This window comes from Halomonas halophila (assembly GCF_030406665.1).
Lineage (GTDB): Bacteria > Pseudomonadota > Gammaproteobacteria > Pseudomonadales > Halomonadaceae > Halomonas > Halomonas halophila.
In genome coordinates, this window is record NZ_CP129121.1 from 2596659 (window position 1) to 2620127 (window position 23469).

Annotated in this window: 23 protein-coding genes; 7 read left to right on the top strand and 16 right to left on the bottom strand. The window is 69.0% G+C overall.

The features are described 5' to 3' along the window. The 3 genes from QWG60_RS12235 to QWG60_RS12245 all read right to left on the bottom strand — a co-directional run bounded on the left by QWG60_RS12235 (nt 1) and on the right by QWG60_RS12245 (nt 1895). The gene (locus QWG60_RS12235; protein ID WP_246124704.1) at nt 1-627 is read right to left on the bottom strand and encodes an O-methyltransferase; all 627 of its coding nucleotides are present in this window, start codon (nt 625-627) and stop codon (nt 1-3) included. 37 nt (nt 628-664) lie between these two features. Continuing rightward, a complete protein-coding gene (rloA3, locus tag QWG60_RS12240; protein ID WP_146909503.1) occupies nt 665-1240 on the bottom strand; it encodes a retropepsin-like aspartic peptidase RloA3 in 576 nt (191 codons plus the stop codon). A 148-nt stretch (nt 1241-1388) separates the two neighbouring features. Further along, nucleotides 1389-1895, bottom strand: a complete 507-nt coding sequence (locus QWG60_RS12245) for an Hsp20/alpha crystallin family protein (RefSeq protein ID WP_146909501.1) — start codon at nt 1893-1895, stop codon at nt 1389-1391. Between the two features lie 282 nt (nt 1896-2177). Between QWG60_RS12245 and QWG60_RS12250 the strand changes: the two genes are divergently transcribed. Beyond that, on the top strand, nt 2178-3116 hold the full coding sequence (locus tag QWG60_RS12250; protein WP_146909499.1) for a zinc metalloprotease HtpX: 939 nt from the start codon (nt 2178-2180) through the stop codon (nt 3114-3116). A 17-nt stretch (nt 3117-3133) separates the two neighbouring features. Here the strand turns inward: QWG60_RS12250 and QWG60_RS12255 are convergent, their stop codons facing one another. From QWG60_RS12255 to QWG60_RS12285, 7 genes are all read right to left on the bottom strand, one after another. After that, on the bottom strand, nt 3134-3418 hold the full coding sequence (locus QWG60_RS12255) for a YrhK family protein (protein WP_046077853.1): 285 nt from the start codon (nt 3416-3418) through the stop codon (nt 3134-3136). A gap of 29 nt (nt 3419-3447) precedes the next feature. Continuing rightward, the gene (locus QWG60_RS12260; RefSeq protein WP_146909497.1) at nt 3448-4074 is read right to left on the bottom strand and encodes a cell division protein ZipA C-terminal FtsZ-binding domain-containing protein; all 627 of its coding nucleotides are present in this window, start codon (nt 4072-4074) and stop codon (nt 3448-3450) included. A 240-nt stretch (nt 4075-4314) separates the two neighbouring features. Further along, nucleotides 4315-5232 carry a ribose-phosphate diphosphokinase gene (locus tag QWG60_RS12265; protein ID WP_146909495.1) on the bottom strand — a complete coding sequence of 306 codons (918 nt, stop codon included), beginning with the start codon at nt 5230-5232 and terminating at the stop codon, nt 4315-4317. A 19-nt stretch (nt 5233-5251) separates the two neighbouring features. Further along, nucleotides 5252-6835, bottom strand: a complete 1584-nt coding sequence (locus tag QWG60_RS12270; protein WP_107181017.1) for a thymidine phosphorylase family protein — start codon at nt 6833-6835, stop codon at nt 5252-5254. A 217-nt stretch (nt 6836-7052) separates the two neighbouring features. Beyond that, nucleotides 7053-8558 carry a CoA-acylating methylmalonate-semialdehyde dehydrogenase gene (locus tag QWG60_RS12275; RefSeq protein WP_146909492.1) on the bottom strand — a complete coding sequence of 502 codons (1506 nt, stop codon included), beginning with the start codon at nt 8556-8558 and terminating at the stop codon, nt 7053-7055. Nucleotides 8559-8679: 121 nt separating this feature from the next. Next, on the bottom strand, nt 8680-9963 hold the full coding sequence (locus tag QWG60_RS12280) for a M24 family metallopeptidase (RefSeq protein WP_107181015.1): 1284 nt from the start codon (nt 9961-9963) through the stop codon (nt 8680-8682). Nucleotides 9964-10052: 89 nt separating this feature from the next. Next, nucleotides 10053-10937, bottom strand: a complete 885-nt coding sequence (locus QWG60_RS12285) for a HalD/BesD family halogenase (RefSeq protein ID WP_107181014.1) — start codon at nt 10935-10937, stop codon at nt 10053-10055. A 103-nt stretch (nt 10938-11040) separates the two neighbouring features. On the opposite strand from QWG60_RS12285, the gene QWG60_RS12290 reads away from it, so the two are divergent. Further along, nucleotides 11041-11940 carry a LysR family transcriptional regulator gene (locus QWG60_RS12290; RefSeq protein ID WP_107181013.1) on the top strand — a complete coding sequence of 300 codons (900 nt, stop codon included), beginning with the start codon at nt 11041-11043 and terminating at the stop codon, nt 11938-11940. Between the two features lie 54 nt (nt 11941-11994). On the opposite strand, the gene QWG60_RS12295 is transcribed toward QWG60_RS12290, so the two are convergent. After that, nucleotides 11995-12471, bottom strand: coding sequence for a YbhB/YbcL family Raf kinase inhibitor-like protein (locus QWG60_RS12295; RefSeq protein ID WP_146909490.1), 477 nt, complete (start codon nt 12469-12471; stop codon nt 11995-11997). 123 nt (nt 12472-12594) lie between these two features. Between QWG60_RS12295 and QWG60_RS12300 the strand changes: the two genes are divergently transcribed. Continuing rightward, nucleotides 12595-13056, top strand: a complete 462-nt coding sequence (locus QWG60_RS12300) for a flavodoxin family protein (RefSeq protein ID WP_107181011.1) — start codon at nt 12595-12597, stop codon at nt 13054-13056. Between the two features lie 38 nt (nt 13057-13094). Here the strand turns inward: QWG60_RS12300 and QWG60_RS12305 are convergent, their stop codons facing one another. Together QWG60_RS12305 and QWG60_RS12310 are read right to left on the bottom strand one after the other, a co-directional pair. Next, nucleotides 13095-14645: a malonate--CoA ligase gene (locus QWG60_RS12305; RefSeq protein WP_146909488.1), complete on the bottom strand. Its 1551-nt coding sequence runs from the start codon at nt 14643-14645 to the stop codon at nt 13095-13097. A gap of 37 nt (nt 14646-14682) precedes the next feature. Then, entirely contained in the window at nt 14683-16050 is a 1368-nt protein-coding gene (locus QWG60_RS12310; RefSeq protein ID WP_186810087.1) for a malonyl-CoA decarboxylase, read from the bottom strand. 134 nt (nt 16051-16184) lie between these two features. Between QWG60_RS12310 and QWG60_RS12315 the strand changes: the two genes are divergently transcribed. After that, nucleotides 16185-16856, top strand: coding sequence for a GntR family transcriptional regulator (locus tag QWG60_RS12315; RefSeq protein ID WP_107181008.1), 672 nt, complete (start codon nt 16185-16187; stop codon nt 16854-16856). 85 nt (nt 16857-16941) lie between these two features. Here QWG60_RS12315 and fadA read toward each other — a convergent pair whose 3' ends face one another. Next, nucleotides 16942-18120, bottom strand: a complete 1179-nt coding sequence (gene fadA, locus QWG60_RS12320; RefSeq protein ID WP_146909483.1) for an acetyl-CoA C-acyltransferase FadA — start codon at nt 18118-18120, stop codon at nt 16942-16944. Nucleotides 18121-18140: 20 nt separating this feature from the next. Then, nucleotides 18141-20306, bottom strand: coding sequence for a fatty acid oxidation complex subunit alpha FadB (fadB, locus tag QWG60_RS12325; RefSeq protein WP_046077836.1), 2166 nt, complete (start codon nt 20304-20306; stop codon nt 18141-18143). Nucleotides 20307-20452: 146 nt separating this feature from the next. On the opposite strand from fadB, the gene QWG60_RS12330 reads away from it, so the two are divergent. Next, a complete protein-coding gene (locus QWG60_RS12330) occupies nt 20453-21613 on the top strand; it encodes a DUF5924 family protein (RefSeq protein WP_146909481.1) in 1161 nt (386 codons plus the stop codon). Between the two features lie 72 nt (nt 21614-21685). Further along, entirely contained in the window at nt 21686-22126 is a 441-nt protein-coding gene (gene slyA, locus QWG60_RS12335) for a transcriptional regulator SlyA (RefSeq protein WP_035595941.1), read from the top strand. Nucleotides 22127-22184: 58 nt separating this feature from the next. Here the strand turns inward: slyA and QWG60_RS12340 are convergent, their stop codons facing one another. After that, on the bottom strand, nt 22185-22715 hold the full coding sequence (locus QWG60_RS12340) for a preprotein translocase subunit YajC (protein ID WP_107181006.1): 531 nt from the start codon (nt 22713-22715) through the stop codon (nt 22185-22187). Between the two features lie 106 nt (nt 22716-22821). On the opposite strand from QWG60_RS12340, the gene QWG60_RS12345 reads away from it, so the two are divergent. Further along, nucleotides 22822-23274, top strand: coding sequence for a universal stress protein (locus tag QWG60_RS12345; RefSeq protein ID WP_046077832.1), 453 nt, complete (start codon nt 22822-22824; stop codon nt 23272-23274). Nucleotides 23275-23469 lie beyond the last annotated feature (195 nt).

Genomic DNA, 23469 nt, shown 5'->3' on the forward strand with positions numbered 1-23469 from the left:
TCAGGCGGTCGCGGACGCCGGGGTCCGGGTCGCCAGGAACTCGCCCTTGCCCACCGGCACCAGGCTGGTGGTGAAGTCATCGTCCGCCTCCACCAGATCGATGAACGGCGCCAGCTCGTCGGCGTGGGAGGTGGCGTTGTCCACCACCAGCAGCCCGCCCGGCGCCAGGGTCTCGCGCACCACGGGCCACCAGTCGACGTAGCGCTCGCGGTCGGCATCGAGGAACACCAGGTCCCGCGAGGCCGGGGCCTCGCGGTCGAGCACCCGGCCGGCCTCGGCATGCAGCGATTCGATCACGTCCGCCAGCCCGGCCCGGGCGAAGTGTTCGCCGGCCATGCTCCAGCGTCCGGCGGCCCACTCCACCGTGGTGACCCGGCCGCCGAGCGCCCGGGCCGCCTCGGCCAGCCACAGGGTGGAGTAGCCGTTGGAGGTACCGATCTCGAGGATACGCCGCGCCCCGGTCGCCCGGACCAGCACGGCGAGGAACTCGCCGGTATCGCGGGTGATGTTGCGCAGTCGCTCGTCCGGCGTCGTGACGCTCCGGTCGTGGTGCTCGCCGAGACTCTCCAGCTCGGCCAGCAGGGCCCCGAAGGGCGTGGCGTGTTCCATGGCCATATCCTCTGGCATGTCGTCTCGTGATCGTCGTGCTCGCGGCTGGCGGCCCTCAGACGCCGATCTTGTCCTCGTATTCCTTGTCGGCATGACGATGCAGCGTCGAGTCGTCATCGCAGCTCGGCGACTGCAGGAAGGTCTCGGTGACGTCGAGATGGCCGAGGCTCTGGATGGTGCGGCGTCCCAGCAGCACCGGATAGTTCATGTCGCTGCGGTCCTCGAGGCTGAACTGCTCCTCGAAGCGTTCGTCGCCCATGCAGATGGTCATCAGCACCACCGGACGGTGATCCCGGCCGCCGGCGCCAACCACGGTGAGGTCGCGATAAAGCTGGCGCTCGAATTCGTGGCTGACGATCTCGCCGCTCTCCTCGTCCTCGACCTCGACCTCGAAGCGCACCCAGTCCTCGCCGTCGCGCTCGAACTCCTCGATATTCTCCGCCTGCATGGAGGACGTCAGGGCGCCGCTGTCGAGCTTCGCCTTCACTTCCACGCCCCAGCTCGGGTCGATCAGGGTCTTCTCCACCCAGCCGTAGACTTCCGGCGCTTCGGCATCACTGGCCAGGGCGGTGCCGGACAGCAGGCCGGCCCCCAGCAGGGGCATCAGGGCTCGCGACAGGGACTTGTGCATGTTCTCTCCTTCGAATCATACGGTTGAGGACGGTGCCGGCGCAGGCCGGGCAGCATCGAGTGTCATCTGACACGTCCTCGGCGTCCAGGGTTCCGCCGGGCCATGGCATCGCGCCCGCCGGCCCGAGAGGCACCGGCGGGCGCCGCCGTCATGATGAGATGTCGAGCCGGCGGCGATGCGCCTCCTTGACCTTGGGCAGGGTCAGCTCCAGCACCCCGTCGCGGAAGCTCGCCCCGGCCTTGTCGGCGTCGATGTCGCAGGGCAGTTCCACGGTGCGCAGCACGCTGCCGCGGGAGATCTCGCAGCGATAGTACTCACCCTCCTCCTTCGTGCCGCTCTCCTTGCGGCTCTCGCCCTTGATGGTGACCGTGCGGTCGGTCACCGAGACGTCGAGATCCTCGCGAGCGAACCCGGGAACCTCGGCGCGCACCACCACCTCGGCGTCCTTGTCGAGGATATCGACCCGCGGCATCCGCGGCTCCAGACGATCCCAGCGCAGCGGATGCATCCAGTCCCGCGCCAGCAGGCCATCGAACAGGCGATCCAGCTCGCGGAACGGGCTGGCGGGACGCGACTCGGGGACCCGGGCTTCCGGCTCATCGGCCCCGGTGGCCGTGCGGGAGGAAGCGGCTTGTTGAAATGTCTTGTCGGCCATGATGTGGCACCTCGATACCGTCGATACGCAGAAGAATGCGCGGCGAGGCCTTGGCAGCCATCCTCGATCCCTCAGCTGCCCTCGATCCCTCCATGCGCTCGATCCATCGCCCGCCGTCCTCGCCGGCAGGGAGACGACCGCGCTTGCCGGTCGCATCATCAAGCGTAGGCGAGCGATCACTCACCACGATGACGCCGATCAACGTTTGTGTCGGTTCCTGTCCCGCAACCGCGGGCGTGGCGGCTAGCCTTAGGGGAAAGGGCCAACGACGGGAGACGCGGCATGGTGCTGGAACACGAACTCGGCCGGCATCGCCTGTTCAACGGACTGCAGACGGTGCTGATCCTGGGCGGCCTGACGCTGACGCTGTCCCTGCCCGGCTACCTGCTGGCGGGACCGGGCGGCGTGCTGATGAGCCTCTCGGCGGTGATCGTGACGGCCGTGATGATGAGCTGGATGCCGGCCCGGATGATCCTGGCTCGGGCCGGCGCCGAGCGGCTGCCGCCGTCCCGGGCGCCGGAGGTGCATGCGCTGCTCCGGCATCTCTACGCCGGCGCCGGCCTGACGATCGCGCCGCAGCTCTACTATGCGCCCTCGGCGGAGATCAACGCCTTCGCCGTGGGCGGCCCCCACGACGGCGGCATCGCGGTCACCGACGGCCTGCTGCGCTTGTTGACGCGGCGGGAGCTGGGCGGGGTGCTGGCCCATGAAGTGAGCCATCTGCGGCGCGGCGACACCCGGGTGATGTCGATCGCCACGGCCATGACCCGCATGACGCTGTGGCTGACCACGGCCGTGCAGCTGGCGATCCTGATCAGCCTGCCGATGATGCTGTCCGGCGAGGGCTCCCTGCCCTGGCTCACCCTGCTGACGATCGCCGTGGCGCCGACGCTCAGCGTGCTGCTATCACTGGCGCTGTCGCGCAATCGCGAATACACCGCCGACATGGAGGCCGTGGCGCTCACCGGCGATCCGGCGGGTCTCGCCTCGGCGCTGGTGGTGCTGGAGCGTCAGCGCAGCGGCTGGCTGGCAAGCCTGTTCGGGCGTCGCCCGCCGCTGGAGATCGCCTGGCTGCGCACTCATCCGTCCACCGCGGCACGCATCCACCGGCTGGCCGAGATCGACGACGCGCCACATGCCCCGTTCGGCGATACCGACGAGGTCATGCCGCTTCGGCGCCCGATCCCAACCCGACGTCGCAGCGGGCACCGCTGGCGCTGAGGAAAGCCGCCGGCGGCTCAGTCCCGGCGACCTTCCCGCTCCAGGTCTTCCACGTCACCCATGGACGCCAGCTTGACGTCGCGCACGGTGCGGATGGTGGGCTTGAAGGCGAACAGCGCCGAGCCGACGATGAAGAACCAGGTCGCCAGCGTCTGCTGGCTCTCGTAGAGGAACAGCACCGAGCCAACCAGGAAGGCAGCCGCGGCGCCGAAGTCGACGAAGGTGTAGATCAGCTCCCAGAGGGCGTAGAGCCGGCGGGTGCGCGGGTTTTCCTCGCGCCGGTCGCGATCGAATAGCGCCATGCGCATCTCCTTGGACGATGGGGAAGGTCTCAGGGAGCGGCGCGTCGCAGCTGTTCGAACTCCTCGTCGCCGACTTCCTGACGCTCGGCATCGAGGATCCTGCCGCCCAGCGCGGCCACCGAGCGGGTGAAGTCGATCAGCGCATCGGGACTGTGGGCGACCCGCCGCTTGTTGCGAAAATGCACCAGGATGGAGATGCCGTCGACCACCGGATGCTCACCGTCCTCGTGAAGCGGCGGCAGCGCGCCGGGCGGCGTGCTGTTGGCGATCACCATGCGATAGCCGGTGCGCGGCGGATGGACGTTGTAGACCCGCTGCTTCGGATCGTAGGCCGCCCCGACCTCCTCCAGCTTGCGCCGGAGACGCCGATTGGTATCGAGCCCCGGCCAGTCGAGCACCACGAACAGGCACTGGCGCACCTCAGCGCCCTTGGCGACGCGAAAGCGCTCGGCCACCTGCTCGGGCTCGGGGAGCGTCGGGCCACTGGACGCCGAAGCGGGTTCAGGCGGCGACTCGGGCTTGGCCGCCGGCGCGGGCGTCGGCTCGCCGGATGTCTCGACGCGGTCTCGGCGCAGATACCAGAAGACCCCCAGGGCCGAGACGCCCATGGCCAGTGCCACCACGGCCATCAGCATGGCACCGCTCATCATGTCCATCGCCCTCTATCCCCATCGAACCGTCATTTCCCTGAAAGAAACATGCCCACGGCCTCGGCACAATGCTTCCATGCCGGAAGCATCCCCCGGAAATCACGGCATTTTTCGGCTTTGTCAGCAAGGCTTCGTAACGTACTGCTTTGCCAGGAAAAGTTGGCGTCACCCCGACACCTGCGCCGCACGCTGATCGAGTCCCGCCCTCTCGTCGGGGCGCCGCCAGCTCATCAAGGGCGCCGCCAGCTAGTACAGAGAACCCAGCACGTTCGCCAGCGCCGGCGCCAGCAGCGGCGCCATGGGAATGGCGTTGCTGACATGGACGATGCAGTCGGTGCTCCACACCTCCCCCACGCCGGCGGCCTCGATCACCGCCAGGGCATCGTCGGCGAACAGCGCATGGGTCACCGCCAGGTCCACCGACGCCGCGCCGGCGGCCAGCAGCGCCTCGGCGGCCCGGGCCACGGTGTGGCCGGTGCTGGCCACGTCGTCCATCAGCACCGTTCGACGGCCGCGCAGCGCGATATCGGGCAGCGCGATCACCACCTCGCGGTCGCCGCGGCGGGTCTTGTGACAGACGCCGAAGGCGAAGCCCGTGGCGCTGGCGGCCTGCTGCACCCACTGGCGCGACTCGGCATCGGGGCCGATCAGCAGCGCCTCGTCGCGCTGCGCGGCGATCAGCTCGCCGAGGCGGACGGCGCCTGACAGTGCGACGGCATGCTCGAGCGGGATCGCCTGGTCGAGGCGGTCGATACGATGCAGATGCGGGTCGACGGTGATCACGGCGTCGAACAGCTCGGCCAGGAAGGCGCCGACCAGCGCCTGGCTGACGATCTCGCCGGGATGAAAGGCGATGTCCTGGCGCATGTAGGCCAGATAGGGCGCCACCAGCACCAGATGCCGTACGCCCTGACGACGGGCATGGCGGGCGATCAGCAGCAGCTCGACCAGCTTGTCGTTGGGCCGGTCGAGGCTGCGGTAGATCACCAGGGTCTCCGGCATCGGCTCGGGGGAAGCGGCGGTGCCGGCGAAGGGCAGCGTCAGGCGCAGCTCCTGATCGGGAAAGCGGTGCTCCGCCACGGCCCGGGCCTCGAGTCCGGCAGCCTCGGCCAGCCGCCGGGCCGGGCCGGCCTCGTCGTTGACGTAGAGCAGCATGATGCTCATGGGCTCGCCATCCCTCCCGTTACCCTTCCACATTGAGCCGCACGATGCCCTCGGGCGAGCCGATGGCGACGCCGCGATCGCGCTCGCAGGCCTGGCGGGCGAAGGTCAGCTCGTTGGGCGAGGCGGCGTAGACGCGATACAGCGGCTGGCCGGTGTTCACCGTGTCGCCGATGCGCACCGCCAGATCGACGCCGGCCCCGATCGCCCGCGGCGCCCCGGCGAGCCGGGCGATGCGCGCCAGCTGCAGGTTGTCCAGGGCGGTCACGGCGCCGCCGGTGTGAGCGGTCACTTCCAGGGTATGCGGTGCCAGCGGCGGATGCTCGGGATCGAAGGCGTGCGCGCCCTGGGCCTGGATGATGGCCCGCATCTTGTCGAGCGCGCGGCCGTCGTCGAGGATGTCGCGCGCCAACCCGAAGCCGTCGCCGCCGCGCACGTCGGGGTCGAACTCCAGCATCCGCCCGGCCAGGCGCAGCGCCTTCTGGCGCAGGTCCATGGGCGCTTCGGAATGGTTGGTGAGCACTCGCATCACGTCCCGAGCCTCCAGGGCGGGGCCGATGCCGCGCCCCACCGGCTGGCTGCCATCGGTGATCACCACGTCCAGCGTCAGGCCCAGGCGCCGGGCCACGAACTCGAACAGCTTGCGCAGCCGATGGGCCTCGGGCATGGAGCGCACCTTGGCGTGGGGTCCGATGGGCAGGTCGAGCAGCAGATGGGTCGAGCCGGCGGCGATCTTCTTGGACAGGATCGAGGCCACCATCTGGCCCGGCGAGTCCACCGACAGCGGTCGCTCCACCGAGATCAGCACGTCATCCGCGGGCGACAGCTCGCTGGTGCCGCCCCAGGCCAGGCAACCGCGGTGAGTACGCACCAACTCACCCAGCTCGTCGAAGGGCATGTCGACCCGCGCCAGCACCTCCATGGTGTCGGCGGTGCCGGAGGGCGAGGTGATCGCCCGGGACGAGGTCTTGGGGCACAGCAGGCCATGGGCGGCGACGATCGGCACCAGCAGCATCGAGGTGCGATTGCCGGGCACGCCGCCGATGCAGTGCTTGTCGACCACCGGCTGCTCGTGCCAGTCCAGCCGCCGCCCCACCCGGCTCATGGCGTCGCTGAGATAGAACACTTCCTCGCGGTCGAGCTCGCCCAGGTCGCAGGCGACCACGAAGGCAGTGAGCTCGATCTTGGAATAGCGCCGTTCGGCGATGTCGCGGATGATGCCGCGGAAGTCGTCGCGGGTCAGGCGCTCGCCGGCGAGCTTGCGGTGCATGGCGGGAATCGAGGCCGGCGGCTCGGCCTGGCGGATGCTGACCGGGCAGCCCTCCGCCGCGTCCAGCGAGGCGAAGGCATCCTCGGAGAGGCCGAGCTCGCCGCAGCCGACGATGGCCGCGTCGTCGACCACGTTGAGCGTGGCCAGGATACGCCGGCCGTCGGCGCGCACCTCCACCTTGGCCAGGGCCTGGAATCCCTCGGCCCGGTAGCGGTCGCACTCGCGGTGCATGTAGGCCACGTTCTCGCGATAGGTGTCGATGCCGACGCGCTTGAGCGTCAGCGGCGTCAGCGTATCGGCCTGTTCGGCGGGCTCGGTGGCGGGCGATCCATTCATGCCGTCATGGCACCCCGGTGATCGGTCCATGACGACAGCCTAGCAGCGCCTGGAAGATGCCTCCCATGACGCCGGACAAGCCGCCGGCACAACGCGGCGCGCCCGCCTCGTTGTGGCAACGGGGCGGGCGCGATCGGAGCGAGACAGATCGTTTGTCACGCTCGGTTAGAGACGGTCAGTTCGACCCGCTCGGTTGGAGACGGTCAGTTTGTCACGCTCAGTTCGAGGGGAAGTTGAACTGGGCGCTCTCCTGCTGGGCGCGCTGCGGCCAGCGCTGGGACACGGCCTTGCGGCGGGTGTAGAAGCGCACCGCGTCGGGGCCGTAGGCGTGCAGGTCACCGAACAGCGATTCTTTCCAGCCGCCGAAGCTGTGGAAGGCCACCGGCACCGGCAGCGGCACGTTGATGCCGACCATGCCGACCTCGATGGCATCACTGAAGCGGCGCCCGGCCTCGCCGTCACGGGTGAACACGCAGGTGCCGTTGCCGTACTGGTGGGCATTGATCAGCGCGATGGCCTCCTCGAAGGTCTCGACGCGGACCACGCACAGCACCGGCCCGAAGATCTCATCGCGGTAGATGTCCATCGCCGGCGTCACCCGGTCGAACAGGGTCGCGCCCAGGAAGTAGCCCTTTGATTCCTCGACCAGCGGATGCTCGCGGCCATCGACCACCAGCTCCGCGCCGGCCTGCTCGCCACGCTCGATATAGCCGGCGACCTTGTCGCGGTGGCCGGCGTTGACCAGCGCGCCCATGTCCAGCCCCTTCTCGGTGCCGGGGCCGATCTTCAGGGTGCGGGCCTGATCGGCGAGCTTGCCGACCAGGGCATCGGCGGTCTCGTCGCCCACGCAGACCGCCACCGAGATCGCCATGCAGCGCTCGCCGGCGCTGCCGAAGGCCGCCCCGATCAGGGTGCTGGCGGCGTTGTCCAGGTCGGCGTCGGGCAGCACGATGGCGTGGTTCTTGGCCCCGCCCAGGGCCTGCACGCGCTTGCCGTTCTCGGCGCCGCGGCGATAGATGCTCCTGGCCACCGGCGTGGAGCCCACGAACGACAGCGCCTTCACGTCCGGCGCGTCGATCAGCGCCTCCACGGTCTCGCGGTCGCCGTGGACCACGCTGAAGAGGCCGCGCGGCAGGCCGGCCTCGTCGAGCAGCTCGGCCATCTTGATCGCGGTCGAGGGCACCTGCTCCGAGGGCTTGAGGATGAAGGCGTTGCCGCAGGCGATGGCCATCGGGTACATCCACAGCGGCACCATGGCCGGGAAGTTGAACGGCGTGATGCCGGCCACGATGCCCAGCGGCTGGTGGTTGGACCAGGTATCGATGCCCGGCCCGGCGTTGTGGGAGTACTCGCCCTTGAGCAGCTCCGGCACGCCGCAGGCGTACTCGACGCTCTCGATGCCGCGCTTGAGCTCGCCCATGGCGTCCTCGAGCACCTTGCCGTGCTCTTCGGCGACCAGCTGGCAGATCTCGTCGGCGTCACGCTCAAGCAGCGTCTTGAAGCGGAACATCACCTGGGCGCGCTTGGCCGGCGGCAGATCGCGCCAGGCCGGCTGGGCCTCGCGAGCGGCCTCGATGGCGCGCGCCACGGTGGCGGTATCGCCCAGCGTCACGCGGCGCACGGCCTCGCCGGTGGCGGGGTTGAAGACGTCGAGCGTACGGTTGCCGGCCGGGCGCTCGCCGGCGATCCAGTGGTTCACCTGTGTCTGGGTCACGTCTGTCATGGGGGCTCTCTTGTTCAGTCACTCGGCGCGCGCTCGGATCGAGCGCGCGCCTTGCTTGATTCGGCGAATAGAAACGGTCGGGTTCCGCGGCCGGCCCGTCAGGGAGGCAATGTCGTCGCGCTTAGACTTCCCGGTCGAGCAGGGCCTCGTCGAACGGATAGCGCGACAGCTTCTCGATGCCGGTGTCGGTGACCAGCACCTCCTCCTCCAGCTTGACGCCGTCGGCGGCGCCGACCTCGCCGATGTAGCTCTCCACCGAGACGACCATGCCGGGCTCCAGGATGCCGTCCTTGGAGAAGCGGTCGAAGTCCATATGGTGGGCGACCAGCGGCGTCTCGCCGTGCATGCCCACGCCGTGGATGATCGAGGGATAGCGGCGGTCGAGGAAGCGCTCGGGAATCTTCCACGCCTGCTCGGCGATCTCGCGGTAGCTCATGCCCGGCTTGAGGATGCCCATGTTGTGGTGCACCTGGTCGTAGGCCATGCGGTAGAGGCTCTTCTGGTAGGCGCTCGGCTTGCCGGGCCCCACATGGAAGGTACGCGAGAAGTCGGAGTAGTAGCCGTGGCAGCCGATGGTATCGGTGTCCAGCGCCACCAGCTCGCCGGGGCGGATCACCCGGTCGCTGGCCTCGTTGAACCAGGGGTTGGTGCGCGGCCCGGAGGACAGCAGCCGGGTCTCGATGAACTCGCCGCCCTGGCGAATGACGTCGCCGTACATGATGGCGAACAGCTCGTTCTCGGTGACGCCGGGCTTGATGGCGGCCTCGACCTCGGCCACGGCGGCCTCGCTGCCGGCCATGGACTGGGCCAGGCAGGCGATCTCCTCGGGGGTCTTGATGCGACGGCAGTGCAGGGTGTCCTGCATGCAGTCGAAGACCTCCAGCCCCTGGGCCTCCAGCGAGCGCGCCAGGTTCAGGGCGCAGCGATCCAGGCCGATCTTCCTGTTGCCACGGCCGTGCTCCTCGATCAGCTCGGCGATCTCGACGCCGAAGGGATCGGAGGACAGGTTGTCGCGCTGGTTGACCGCCGACCACACCACCTTGGAGGTGCGCGACTCGTCGATGGTCTCCAGCCAGGTGGAGACGTGGGCGCTGCCCGGGTACTCGAACAGGATCACCGGGCCGTCGAGCGGCACGTAGACGTAGCGAGTCGAGTTGCGCAGGAAGTAGCCGAACATGTTGCGCGAGCCGGTGGCATAGCGCTGGTTGTACGGGTCGAACAGCACCACGGCGGCATAGCCCTGCTCGGCCATCATGGCGCGCAGGCGATCGAGGCGGCCGGCGCGCAGCTGCTTCGGGTCGAAGGCGGTGGGGATGCTGTCGCCGTTAGCCATGGGGGCCGAGGGAATCACCGGGATCTGGTCCGGTTCGTTGTCGGTCAGCTTCTCGAAATCCACGATGCTCATGTCAGGTCTCTCGGAGAGTCGTTATTGAGTGTCGGTCTGGATGGCGCCGGCCGGACCGGCGCCAAGGGCATGACGATCGGCAGGCGCGATCAGTCGACCAGGGCGTCGCTGCGCTGCATGCCCTCTTCGAGCAGCCGCTCGTGGACCGGTGCCATGCGGCCGAAGATGCGGCGAGCGCGTTCGGGGCGACCGATGAAGCCCGGCTCCTTGGCGTAGGCGAAGATCACCGTGTGGCGCTCCTTGTCGCCCTCGACCGGGGTGACCCGGTGCAGGGAGTAGCGGCCGAAGAAGATCTGCAGATCGCCGGGCTGAAGATCCAGCGACTTGAGCCGCGAGCGGTCGCCGTCGATGACCTCCTCGACCTCGTCGAAGTTCTCGCCCTCGGGGCTGCGGATGCCCGGGGCATACTCGAAGCGGCCGCCGCCGTGGGACTGGCGGGTCATCATGGTGACGATGAACTCGTTGGTGTCGTAGTGCCACGGATGCTGGCAGCCCTCGCGCAGCACGTTGACCACCAGGTCGGCCAGCGGGTCGGCGTACGGGTGGATCTCCTCCATGCCGACCACGGTGGCGATGAAACGCTGGAAATCGGCGTTCCGGTAGACCTGGCGAATGATGGTGTCACCGTCGATGCGGTCGCCGGCGACGAAGCCGTTGGTGCGGTCGCCGAAGCGGTTCAGCGGGTGGCTGGCCGGCTTCGAGGGATCGGCGTCGCTGTTGTAGGGATTGGTCTCGGTCTGGTTGTAGTGCGCCTCGGGCGACAGGCGCTCGGTCTCGCGCTCCAGGCGCTCGAGGGCCTCGTCGGGCACGAAGTGCTTGAGCACCACGCAGCCGTCGTCCTCCAGCTGGCGGCGGCAGCGGTCGATCAGCGCACGTCCGGTGTCGCCGTCGAGATCGTCGAGGGGATAACGTTGCAGATCGATGAGGCCATCGAGGGCGGTGGCGGGGGTATCGACCGAGGGTTCCACAGGCATGGTTGTCTCCGCTGTCGTGTGCATGCTGGACAGCCTAGAGACGGCATCTCCATAATAAAAATGAATCATTGAGATACAACCAATTTCAAAGGCTCATTAATTTATGGATACGGACCTGCTCCGCGCCTTCGTCACCGTGGCCGAGTGCCAGGGGTTCAGCGCCGCCGGCAAGGTGCTGCATCGCACCCAGTCGGCGGTGAGCCTGCAGATCAAGCGCCTCGAGGACCAGATGCGACAGTCGCTGTTCGAGCGCACCAGCCGCAGCGTGCTGCTGACCCGCCACGGCGAGCGACTGCTGCCCTACGCCCGGCACATGCTGACCCTCGAGGACGAGGCCCGTGAGGCCCTGGGCGAGCGCCAGCGCGGCGAACTGATCCGTTTCGCCACCTCCGAGGAACAGGCCAGCGCCTACCTGCCCGAGCTTATGGAGCGCTACGCCCGGCGCTTTCCGGACACGCGCCTCAACATCACCTGCGACATGAGCGCGGCGCTGGTCGGCCAGTTTCAGGAGGGCCTGCTGGACGTGGTGCTGTCGATCCGCCACGTGCCGACGCAGTCGGGGCAGCTGCTGGGCTGGGAGCCGATGGTGTGGGTGGTCGCCGAGGACTGCCGGCTGGAAGAGTGGGACGTGCTGCCGCTGGCGCTCAACCCGGAGGGCTGCACCTTCCGCGCCCATGCGCTGTCGGCGCTGGGCCGCGACGAGCGGCGCTGGGAGATCCGCTACGCCAGCACTTCGCCCACCGGCATCAACCTGCCGGTCCAGGCGGGCCTGGCGATGACGGTGAAGACGCCGCGCAGCGTGCCGGCGGGCTGCCGGATCGTCGGCGAGGCCGAGGGCCTGCCGACGCTGGGGCAGGTCGAGATCGAGCTGCATCGCCGCCCGGGCCACACCCGCGAGGCGCTGGACGCCTTCTGCGAGGAACTCGAACGCATCGTCACCGAAAACGACGCCATCGCCGCCCCCCAAGCGGGCGAGGCGACGGACGAGGCCAGCAACGGCTGAGCCCCGCCGATGGCGGGGCTCGAAAACTGACGCTTGCTGCCTGTCAGGCGGTGATCAGCCTCGCTGATACGTACCGATCAGCCGGTTCATGCCCAGCAGGTGCGGCTCGAGCTGCTTGAGCAGCTCGGTCATGGAGAGCCCTTCCGGCAGCGCCGTGGGCTTGTCCAGCGCCAGCACCCAGAAGTAGTACAGATGCGTGCCGTGGCCTTCCGGCGGCATGGGGCCGCCATAGCCGTTGCGCTGGAAGTCGTTGTGCCCGCGAGTGCCCTCGGCGGTGGCCTCCTCCAATGAGGTGACGGAACCCGGCAGGTTGTAGAGCAGCCAGTGCACGAAGCCCTGCTGGCCGTGCTGCACCAGCGGCGCATCCGGATCTTGGCAGATCACCGCATAGCCCTTGGTGCCCTCCGGCGGGTTCTCCCAGGCCAGGGGCGGCGAAAGATCGTCACCGTCCGCCGCATGCCGCCCGGGCATGGCTTGAAAGTTCTCGAAGGCGGAGCTGGTCACCTGCATCTTCGAAAGGGCAAAGGCCATGAGACGTCCTCCCTGATGGGGTCGTGAATACCGAATTCAGCGTCGGCAAGGCGTTGGCGCCTGTCAACGCCGCTGTCCCCTGTATGATGGCGGGCCGGACACTCTTCAACCCGGCAGGCTCCCATGAAGCGACTGTTGATCGTGGCCCATGCGCCCTCCCCCAACACCCGCCGGCTGCGCGAGGCCGCCGAACGCGGCGCCCGCCATCCCGACATTGAGGCCATCGAGGTGGTCGTCAGGCCGCCGCTGGAGGCCGGCCCCGACGACGTGCGCGCCTGCGACGCCATCCTGCTCGGCACGCCCGAGAACCTCGGGTATATGAGCGGCGCCCTCAAGGACTTCTTCGACCGCAGCTACTACGCCGTGCTGGACGACACCCGCGGCCTGCCCTGCGCGCTCTACATCCGGGCCGGCCTCGACGGCACCGGCACCCGGCGCGCCGTGGAAGGCATCGTCACCGGGCTCGGCTGGAAGTGGGCGCAGGCCCCGCTGACGCTGCGCGGCGAGTGGCAGGACGCCTTCGAGGCCCGGGTGGAGGAGCTCGGCATGGCGATGGCGGCAGGGCTCGAGGCGGGCGTGCTGTAAGCCCCGGCCACCGCCGACGGGCCGGGCATGATATTCCCTCATCCTGCCGTGGCGGCCACCTCCTTCACGGCGTAGAGGTCGGCATAGGCGTCGCGCAGCTGGTTCTTCTGCACCTTGCCCATCACGTTGCGCGGCAGCGCCTCGATGGTGAACACCCGCTTGGGCTGCTTGTAGCGCGCCAACCGGTCGGCGAGCGCCGCCTGGACGGCCGCCTCGTCGGGGGCGACCTCGCCCTCGCGGGCCACGATCACCGCGGTGACGCCCTCGCCGAGGTCAGGATGCCCGACGCCGAACACCGCGGACTCGGCGACGCCCGGCAGCTCATCGATCAGCTGCTCGACCTCCTTCGGATAGACGTTGTAGCCGCCGGAGATCACCAGGTCCTTGTCGCGGCCGACGATGTGCAGGTAGCCGTCGGCATCGATCCGCCCCAGGTCGCCGGTGATGAAGAAGCCGTCGTCGCGGAATTCGCTGCGGGTCTTCTCCGGCATCTGCCAGTAGCCCCGGAAGACGTTGTCGCCGCGCACCTCCACCCGCCCGGTCTCGCCGCGGGGCAGCTCGGCGCCGCTGTCGCGGTCGGTGATGCGCACCTCGCTGCCCGGCAGCGGGAAGCCGACCGTGCCGGGGCGCCGCTCGCCGTCGTAGGGATTGGAGGTGTTCATGTTGGTCTCGGTCATGCCGTAGCGTTCGAGGATGACATGGCCGGTCCGCTCTCGGAATTGATCATGCGTCTCAGCCAGCAGCGGCGCCGAGCCGGAGACGAACAGCCGCATGTTGGCCACGGCCTCGCGGTCCAGCCGCGGCGACTGCAGCAGCCGGGTGTAGAAGGTCGGCACGCCCATCAGCACCGTGGCCCGGGGCATCAGGTCGAGCAGCTGCTCGACGTCGAGCCTGGGCAGGAAGGTCATCGAGGCGCCCACCGTCAGCACGATGTTGCAGGCCACGAACAGCCCGTGGGTATGGAAGATCGGCAGCGCATGCAGCAGGTGGTCGTCGGCGGTGAAGCGCCAGGCCTCGGCCAGCGCCCGGCTGTTGGAGGCCAGGTTGGCGTGGCTGAGCATCGCCCCCTTGGAACGCCCGGTGGTGCCGGAGGTGTAGAGGATCGCCGCCAGGTCATCGGCCTCGAGGCAGGCGATCTCGGTCATCGGCTCGGCGTCGGCGGCACGCTCCATCAGGCTGCCGTCGCCGGCCGTGCCCAGGCTCTCCACGTGGACCACCAGCCCCTCCTGGTAGAAGCGATTGGCGTCCGACGCCCGCGCCGGCGGGCACACGTAGAGCTGCGGCGCGGCGTCGCCCAGGAAGTACGCGATCTCGGCGCCGGTATAGCCGGTGTTGAGGGGCAGGTAGACCGCGCCGGCCTGCAGGCAGGCCAGGTAGAGCATGATCGCCTCGGGGCTCTTGTCGACCTGCACCGCCACCCGATCGCCGGACTGCACGTCGAGGGACTGCAGCACCCCGGCCAGGCGCCGGGAGGTCTCGAGCACCTCGCCGTAGGCGTAGCGACGCCCGTCGGGGGTATCGATCAGCGTCTTGTCCGGCGTCTGGCGAAAGTGGGCCTCGAACTGCAGGAACAGATTGTGATGGTGCATGGCAGTCGTCCTCGTGATCGTGGGGAAATCGGGGGAATCAGGCATCGGCCGGCGCGGCCAGCAGCGGCTGGGCGCGTCTGGCCTGGCGCTGGATGTCGCCGGCGCAGACCACGCTGCCCTCGCGGCTGTAGGCCTCGTGGTTCTGCTCGATGCGGTCCGGCTCGTAGCGGTAGTTGACCATCAGGCCATGGGCCTGACGGCAGCCCTTGGCGGAGATGTCGGCGGGCCAGTTCAGGCGGTGCAGGCTCGCCCCGTTGCCCAGGTGAAAGCGCGCCACCGGATCCCGGGGCAGGCCGTGGCGCCGCTTGGCCTCGATGAGATAGTGGGCGGCCAGTGCCGTGAGCTCGGGCTCGAGCGCCTCCCGGGCCGCCGGATCGTCGCGCCAGGCGGTGGCGTCGAGCGCATCGGCGGTCTCGGGCGACAGCCGGCACTCGCCGGCCTCGCGGCGCTCCGAAAGCCACTTGGCGAAGCCCGGCACCGGCGACAGGGTCACGAAGTTGGCGAGCTCTGGCAGCTCGCGCTGGAGCTCCTGTACCACCTGTTTGATCAGGAAGTTGCCGAAGGAAATGCCCTTCAGGCCGGCCTGGCAGTTGCTGATGCTGTAGAACACCGCGGTGTCGGCGTCCTGGGGCGCCACCTCGTCGCCGCCGGCCAGCAGCGTCTGGATATTGCCGGGAATGCCGCGACACAGCGCCACCTCGACGAAGATCAGCGGCTCGTCGCCGATGGCCGGGTGGAAGAAGGCGTAGCAGCGCCGGTCCTCGGGATCGAGGCGCCGACGCAGATCGTTCCAGTCCTGAATCTCGTGCACCGCCTCGTAGCGGATCAGCTTCTCGAGCACCGCCGCCGGGGTGTTCCAGTCGATGCTCCGGAGCACCAGGAAGCCGCGGTTGAACCAGGACGCGAACAGGTGCGCGAAGTCCTCGTCGAGGCCGGCCAGCGCCGGCGCCTCGCCGAGATGCCCCAGCAGGTCGGCGCGCATCTTGACCAGCTCGAAGGTGCCGCCGGGGCACAGGTTGAGCCGGCGCAGCAGCTCCTGGCGCGGCGGCTCGCAGGCCTCGATCAGCGCCCGCAGACCGGCCTCGTCCTCGCCCTCGCGATAGGCCGCATAGGCGGCATGGATCGCCTCGGGTCGCGCGCCGTGTCGCTCGGCGAGCCGGCTCAGGAAGTCACGACGCGCCTCGGCCTCCAGGGCGGCATAGCCGTCGAGCACCCGCCGGGCGACCAGGATCTGCGAGGCCTCGCCGCCGCCTCCGGCCAGCAGGGCGTCGCAGGCCGAGGTGAGCTCGTCGAGACCGGGCGTCGCCGCCCCCTGCCCTCCGCTGACGCCGCGCTCCCGCCCCGGGCGCTGGCGGGCCCGACGGGCGACGCTCGACAGCAGGCCTTCCAGGAAATCCATGTTCATCTTCATGCCGCGTCCTCCAGAGACCAGGGCCGTCTTGCGGTGGCGTTGATTCGGCACATGGAATACATGATGCCAAGTTGTTATATATAACAGGTAGGTTCAAGATATAGTTGTGTCAAGCGGGAGGACAGCAAATGAGCAAGGTTTCCCAGGCGCAGCGACTGCGCGACCTGCTGGAAGACGCCATCATCAAGGGGCGCTACCCGCCCGGGGCACGCCTCGATCCGGAGGCCCTGGAGCGGGAGTACGACTGCTCGCGCACGCCGGTCCGCGAGGCGATCCAGCAGCTGGCGATGTCGGGCATGGTGAAGGTGGTGCCGAAGCGCGGCACCTTCGTGACCCAGCTCAGCGTGGCCGAGCTGGTGGAACGCTTCGAGGTGATGGCCGAACTGGAGGGCATGTGCGCGCGGCTGGCGGCGCGGCGCATCGGCGCCGAGGAACTGGAGGCGCTGCGCGAGGCCCACGAGGCCTGCCGACGCATGGCCGAGGCCGGCGACGCCAACGGCTACTACTACGAGAACAGCATCTTCCATCAGCGCATCTACGAGGCCAGCCACAACGCCTTCCTGGCCCAGGAGGCCACCCGGCTGCACGCGGTGCTGCAGCCCTACCGACGTATGCAGCTGCACCTGCGCCACCGCCCGGAGCGCTCGCTGGCCGAGCACGAGGCGGTGCTGGACGCCATCGCCGCCGGCGACGAGCAGCGCGCCCAGACCGAGCTCGTCTCTCACGTCCAGATCCAGGGCGAGCGCTTCAATGACCTGGTCGCCTCGGTGCAGCAGCTCCAGCAGACCGGCAACGACTGAGCCCCGATGACTGAACACCAACGACGACGGCACCCCTCGGGGTGCCGTCGTCATGGAGAGCCACTTCGCGGACGCGCTGCCGTCGTCAGCGGAGGCGCTCGAACACCGTGGCCACGCCCTGCCCCATGCCGATGCACATGGTCGCCAGGCCCAGGCTGGTGTCCTGCTCGCGCATCACGTTGAGCAGCGTGGTGCAGATGCGCGCCCCGGAGCAGCCCAGCGGATGGCCCAGGGCGATGGCGCCGCCGTGCAGGTTGACCGCCTCGTCCATGCGGTCGCGCAGGCCCAGGTCCTTGAGCACCGGCAGCGACTGGGCGGCGAAGGCCTCGTTGAGCTCCACGGTCTGGATGTCGTCCATGGTCAGCCCCGCCGCCTTCAGCGCCTTCTTCGAGGCCGGCACCGGACCGTAGCCCATGATCGAGGCATCGCAGCCCGCCACCCCGGTGGAGAGCACCCGGGCAATGGGCTCGAGGCCCAGCGCCTCGGCCCGCTCGGCGCTCATCACCGCCATGCCGCTGGCGCCCACCGACAGCGCCGAGGAGGTACCGGCGGTGACGGTGCCGTTCTTCGGGTCGAAGGCCGGCTTGAGCTCGGCCATCGCCTCGAGGCTGGCGTCGTCGCGGATCACCTCGTCACGGTCGACCCGCACCCGGTAGCCGCGCGAATCATGGCCCTCGACGCCGACGATCTCGCGGTCGAAGCCGCCGCCGTCCCGGGCCTCCCTGGCCAGCCGGTGGGAGCGCACGCCGAAGGCGTCCTGCTCCTCGCGCGAGATGCCATGCATCTTGCCCAGCAGCTCGGCGGTCAGGCCCATCATCATCGCCGCCTTGGCGGCGTGCTTGCTGGCCGCCGGATTGACGTCGATGCCGTGGGTCATGGGCACGTGCTCCATGTGCTCGACGCCGCCGATCACGTAGACGTCGCCCATGCCGGCGCGGATGTTGGCCGCGGCGATGTGCAGCGCGCTCATCGAGGAGCCGCACAGCCGGTTGACGGTCTGGGCGGGCACGCTGCGCGGGATGCCGGTCATGATCGCCGCGTTACGGGCGATGTTCATGGCCTGCTCCAGGGTCTGGTTCACGCAGCCCCAGATGACGTCGTCGACCTCCTTCGGGTCGAGCCCCGGGTTGCGGTCGAACAGCGCCTGCATGACGGCGGCGGACAGGTTCTCGGCGCGCACGTGGCGGAAGGCGCCGTTCCTGGCCCGGGCCATGGCGGTGCGCACGCCGTCGACCACCACGATGTCTCTCGGATGCAAACTCATCGATACTGTCTCCCTGTGAATCAGGCCGGGTCGGCGTCGCGGTGAAAGCGCTGGCCGCTGCGCGCCATCTCGCGCAGCCCGTCGGTGGGCGCGTAGAGCGGCCCCAGCTCGGCGGCGAGCTCGTCCGCCTGGGCGACGAAGGCCTCCGCCCCCATGGCATCGATGTAGCGCAGCGCCCCGCCGCGGAACGGCGGGAAGCCGATGCCGTAGATCAGCGCCATGTCGGCCTCGGCGGCACTGCCGACGATGCCGTCCTCGAGGCAGCGCACCGCCTCCAGGCACAGCGGCACCATCATCCGCGCGATGATCGCCTCGTCGGAGAACTCCCGCTCGCCCTCGGCCACCTGCCGCACCAGCGCCAGCGCCTCGTCGTCCTCGACCTTCTGGGGCTTGCCCTTCCTGTCTTCCTCGTAGGCGTAGAAGCCCTTGCCATTCTTCTGGCCGAGGCGCTCGTGCTCGACCATCAGCGGGATCACGCCGCCACTCATCTCGCCCATGCGCTCGGGGAAGCCTTCGGCCATCACCTCGCCGGCGTGCAACGCGGTATCCATGCCCACCACGTCGAGCAGGTAGGCCGGCCCCATCGGCCAGCCGAAGCGCTCCATCACCTTGTCGACCCGGCGGAAGTCGGCGCCCTGGGCCACCAGGGCGCTGAAGCCGCCGAAGTAGGGGAACAGGATGCGGTTGACCAGAAACCCCGGGCAATCGTTGACCACGATCGGCGTCTTGCCCATCTGGCGGGCGTAGGCGACGGTGGCCGCCACGGCGGCGTCACCGGTCTTCTCGCCGCGGATCACCTCCACCAGCGGCATGCGGTGCACCGGGTTGAAGAAGTGCATGCCGCAGAACTGCTCGGGGCGCTTCAGGTGCTCGGCCAGCCGGGTGATGGAGATGGTCGAGGTATTGGAGGCGAGGATGGCATCGTCACCCAGCGCCGCCTCGGCCTCGGCCAGCACCGCGCCCTTGACCTTGGGGTTCTCCACCACGGCCTCGACCACCAGGTCGACCTCGCCGAAGTCGCCGTAGGACAGCGTCGGGCGAATGTGAGTCAGCCGCTCGGCCATCTGCTCGGTGGTAAGTTTCTTTCGCTCGACCTGCTTGGCGAACAGCTTGCGGGCCTCCTTGAGGCCGAGGTCGATGGCCTCGGCCTTGATGTCCTTCATCAGGATCGGCGTGCCCTTGGAGGCGCTCTGGTAGGCGATGCCGCCGCCCATGATGCCGGCGCCCAGCACCGCGGCCCGCTCGACGGGGCGCGCCTGCTTGGCATAGCGACCGCCGGCCTTCTTGACCGCCTGGTCGTTGAGGAACAGCCCCACCAGGTTGTAGCAGACGTCGGTCTTCGCCAGTTTGGCGAAGGACGCGGCCTCGATCGCCTGGGCGCGCTCGCGGGTCTCGCCGGCGCCCTTCTGGATCACCTTGATCGCCTCGATCGGCGCCGGGTAGTGCGGCCCGGCCTTGCCGGCCACGTAGCCCTTGGCGGTCTCGAAGACCATCATCTGCTCGATGGCGTCGAGCCCGAGGGGCGAACGCTTCTCGGTGCGCCGGGCCTCGTGGTCGAGCTCGCCGCGGCGGGCGCGATCGAGCAGATCGCGGGCCGCCTCCTGCAGCGACTCGCCGGGCACCACGGCATCCACGGCACCCATACGAAGCGCCTCGTCGGCCTTGTTCTGGGTCCCGCCGGCGATCCACTCGATGGCGTTGTCGGCACCGATCAGTCGCGGCAGTCGCACGCAGCCGCCCCAGCCCGGCAGGATGCCCAGCTTGGTTTCCGGCAGGCCGAGCTGGGCCGAATCGCTCATCACCCGAAAGTCGGTGGTCAAGGCCAGCTCGCAGCCGCCACCCAGCGCCAGGCCGTTGAGGGCGGTGACGGTGGGAAACGGCAGATCCTCGATGGCATTGAAGATGCTGTGCACCCGCTCGAGCATGGTACGGATCTCGTCTTCCCCGCGCTCGAACATGCCATGGAACTCGGTGATGTCGGCGCCAACGACGAAGGCCTCCTTGGCGCTGGTCACGATCAGCCCTTCGAGGCCGGATTCGGCGCGGAGCGCCTCCACCGCCTCGGCGAGCTCGCCGACCACCGTCGACGACAGGGTGTTGACCGACTCGTCGCGGTGGTCGAGGGTCAGGGTGGCGACGGCGTCATCGTCGCGCGCCACGGTGATGGCATTGCCTTGGTAGATCATCCACGAATCTCCGTGCAGAAATTCATACGGCCGTTTGATTCCATCAGCTTGGGCCAGTCCACGAGGAGCGTCAAGCCCTGTTCGAGGCGATCGGCGTCGCTTCCCGGCGACTCCCGCCACCGGCGGCACCCTGCTAGGATGCGCCCATGACTGCCGACCGCCTGCCACCGCCCCCCGATTCCCGTGCCTCCCGCCTCGAGGGCTGGCAACACCGCCTCACCCGCGTGGCGGAACGCGCCCGTCGCTGGCACTGGCTATGGCCGCCGGTGGCTTTCCTCGCCGGCGCGGCGAGCTTCTTCCTGGTGGAGCGCCAGCAGTGGCTGGGGGCCGCCCTGGCGCTCGGCATGCTGGTGGCCTGGGTGCTGCTGCTCACGGAGAGTCTGATCGCCCGCTGGCTGACCCACCGGGGCTATCCCGCCCTGCCGCGCGGCATCACCACCTTCATCGCCCAGATGGTCCACCAGGAGACGCTGTTCTTCACCCTGCCGTTCCTGCTGGCGACGACCGCCTGGACCAGCGGCCAGGCGCTGTTCACGGCGCTGATGGTGGGGCTCGCGCTGCTGTCGATCCTCGACCCGCTCTACTACCGCCTGGCCGCCCGCCACCGCTGGCTCTACTTCGCCTTCCACGCCCAGTGCGTGTTCCTGGTGGTGCTGGTGACGCTGCCGACGGTGCTGCACCTGACCACCGGCGAGAGCCTGATCATCGCGCTGATCGCCATGATGGTCTTCAGCCTGCCGAGCCTGATGCAGCTGCTGCGGCCGATGAACACCGCCCGCTGGCTGGCCATGCTGGTGCTGCTGCCGCTGCTGGCCGGCCTCGGCTGGCTGGGACGCGCCTGGGTGCCGCCGGCCAGCCTGTGGCTCTCGGGCCATGCGCTGTCGCCCGGCTTCGACGAACAGACCCGCACGCCAGAGGGCGGCCTGCGGCTCACCCCGCAGGCGCTGGCCGCTCACGGGCTCTACGCCTACACGGCGATTCACGCCCCGCGGGGCCTGGAGGAGAAGGTCGTGCACGAATGGCGCCATGACGGCCGGCTGATCGATCGCATCCCGCTGCAGATTCAGGGCGGCCGCGAGGCAGGCTACCGGGCCTGGACGCACAAGCGTCACTTCCCGAAGGAAGCATCGGGCCGCTGGCGAGTGGACGTGATGACCGCCAGCGGCCAGCGGATCGGCGTGCTGCGTTTCCGGGTCAGCGACACGCCGGAACAGGCGACCTTAGCCGATGGTCGTATCCGCCTGCCGGTCGGGCTGCCGGGGCTCGACCTGCGGCGCCTCATCGCCCGGCCGGCGGAAGCACCGTAGAGTGCTAACGGCTTGCATTACACTCCGGAGCTCCGGACAATCCCATCAGATTCATCGTTTGTGCAGACACTCATGCAACAGAACATCGGTTTCACCCTTGCTCGACTGCCGCGCCTGTGGCGCGCGGTCATCGATCGTCGTCTGGCCCCCGAGGGGCTGACCCAGACACGCTGGGTCACGCTCTACCATCTGTGGCAGATGGGCGATGACCAGCCCCAATGCGACCTGGCGCGGACCATCGGGGTCGAGGCGCCGTCGCTGGTCCGCACCCTCGACCAGCTCGCCGAGCAGGGGCTGGTCAAACGCTGCCCCTGCGACAAGGACCGGCGCACCAAGCGCATCATGCTCACCGACGAGGCGATGCCGCTGCTCGAGCGCATCGACAACGTGGTCAGCGAGATCCGGGAAGAGATGCTGGCGGGCCTGTCCGACGAGGAGGTCGAACAGCTGGGCGACCTGCTGGGCCGCATCGAGGCCAACGGGCTGGCCATCCAGGCCCGGGAAGAAGGCTGACGCCGCTCCTCGTCCAGGCCCCGCCTCCGCCCTGGACGGACGATGCCCAGGCACCGCGCTAGCCGCGCGGTGGCCCAAGATCGGGCTGCCGTTCGGGGCGGTCCGGCCGCCCCGCGAGGCCATCGCGCAGCTCGTCCATGTCGGCGGCCATGGCCGCGAAGGCCTCCGTCCCCAGCGATTCATCCCACCACAGGATCAGCGCCTCGGCGCTCGACTCCACCGCTACCGCGTCCGCGGGAAGGCGTGCCAGCAGCGCCTCGAAACGGCCCCGCACGGCGGCCGGCAACGCATGCAGCGGTTCCTTGCGCCAGCGCCAGCCCTCGATGAAGGGCTTCAGGGCATCGCTGGCCTCGGCGTCGCGCAGCAGCAGGAAGTCGGGGCCTCGCCGACGGGGCGGATAGACCCAGCGATAGGCGGGACGCCGCCGGTCGTCCTGGTGAAGCGGCGACGGGTCGAGACGCACCTGGATCCCGGCCTGTCTGGCCGCCTCGCGCAGCGTCGTGGCGCGCTGCTCCCGGGGGCTCGGGCGAAGCCACATCGCCGGCGCGAACACCAGCCCGACGACGGCGGCAATGATCAACCAGACCATAAGCGTTTTCCGCTCCTCTCTTGATGCAAGTCGTTGTCTTGTCTCACCGTGCGTCCTAGAGTGGGAGGCAGCCACCTACCCTGGACCATCCGCCGGAGGCAATGCCATGAGCAACGAGTATCGTCACGTCCTGGTCGCCGTCGACCTGACCAAGGATTCCCACAAGGTGCTGGAGCGGGCGATGCAGATCGCCGACCGCAACGAGGCCAGGCTCTCCATCATGCATACCCTCGAGCCTCTCGGCTTCGCCTACGGCGGCGACATTCCCATGGATCTCACCAGCATTCAGGATCAGCTCGATGAGCACGCCAAGCAGCGCCTGTCCGAGATCGCCGATGCCCACGTGGCCAAGGAGAACCAGCACGTGGTGGTGGGCATGCCCGACACCGAGATCCACCGCTTCGCCGAGGAGCAGAACGTCGACCTGATCGTGGTCGGCTCCCACGGTCGCCACGGCTTCGCGCTGCTGCTGGGCTCCACCTCCACCGGCGTCCTGCATGGCGCCCAGTGCGACGTGCTGGCGGTGCGGGTCGGCAAGGACGGCGAATCCGAGGAGTAAGCCTCTCCGGTACATCGCACGATGCATACGAAAGGCGCCCCAGGGGCGCCTTTCTGCTTTAGCAGACACTCCACTGTGTTCGCTGGGCAGTGTCCAAGATTCGCGTCATGAGCGAAGATAGGTTGACCGCTGCCGGAGCGCAGAATCGAGCGAAGGTTCCGAGCCAACCGGAAGGCAGCCTGCCACATGAGGATT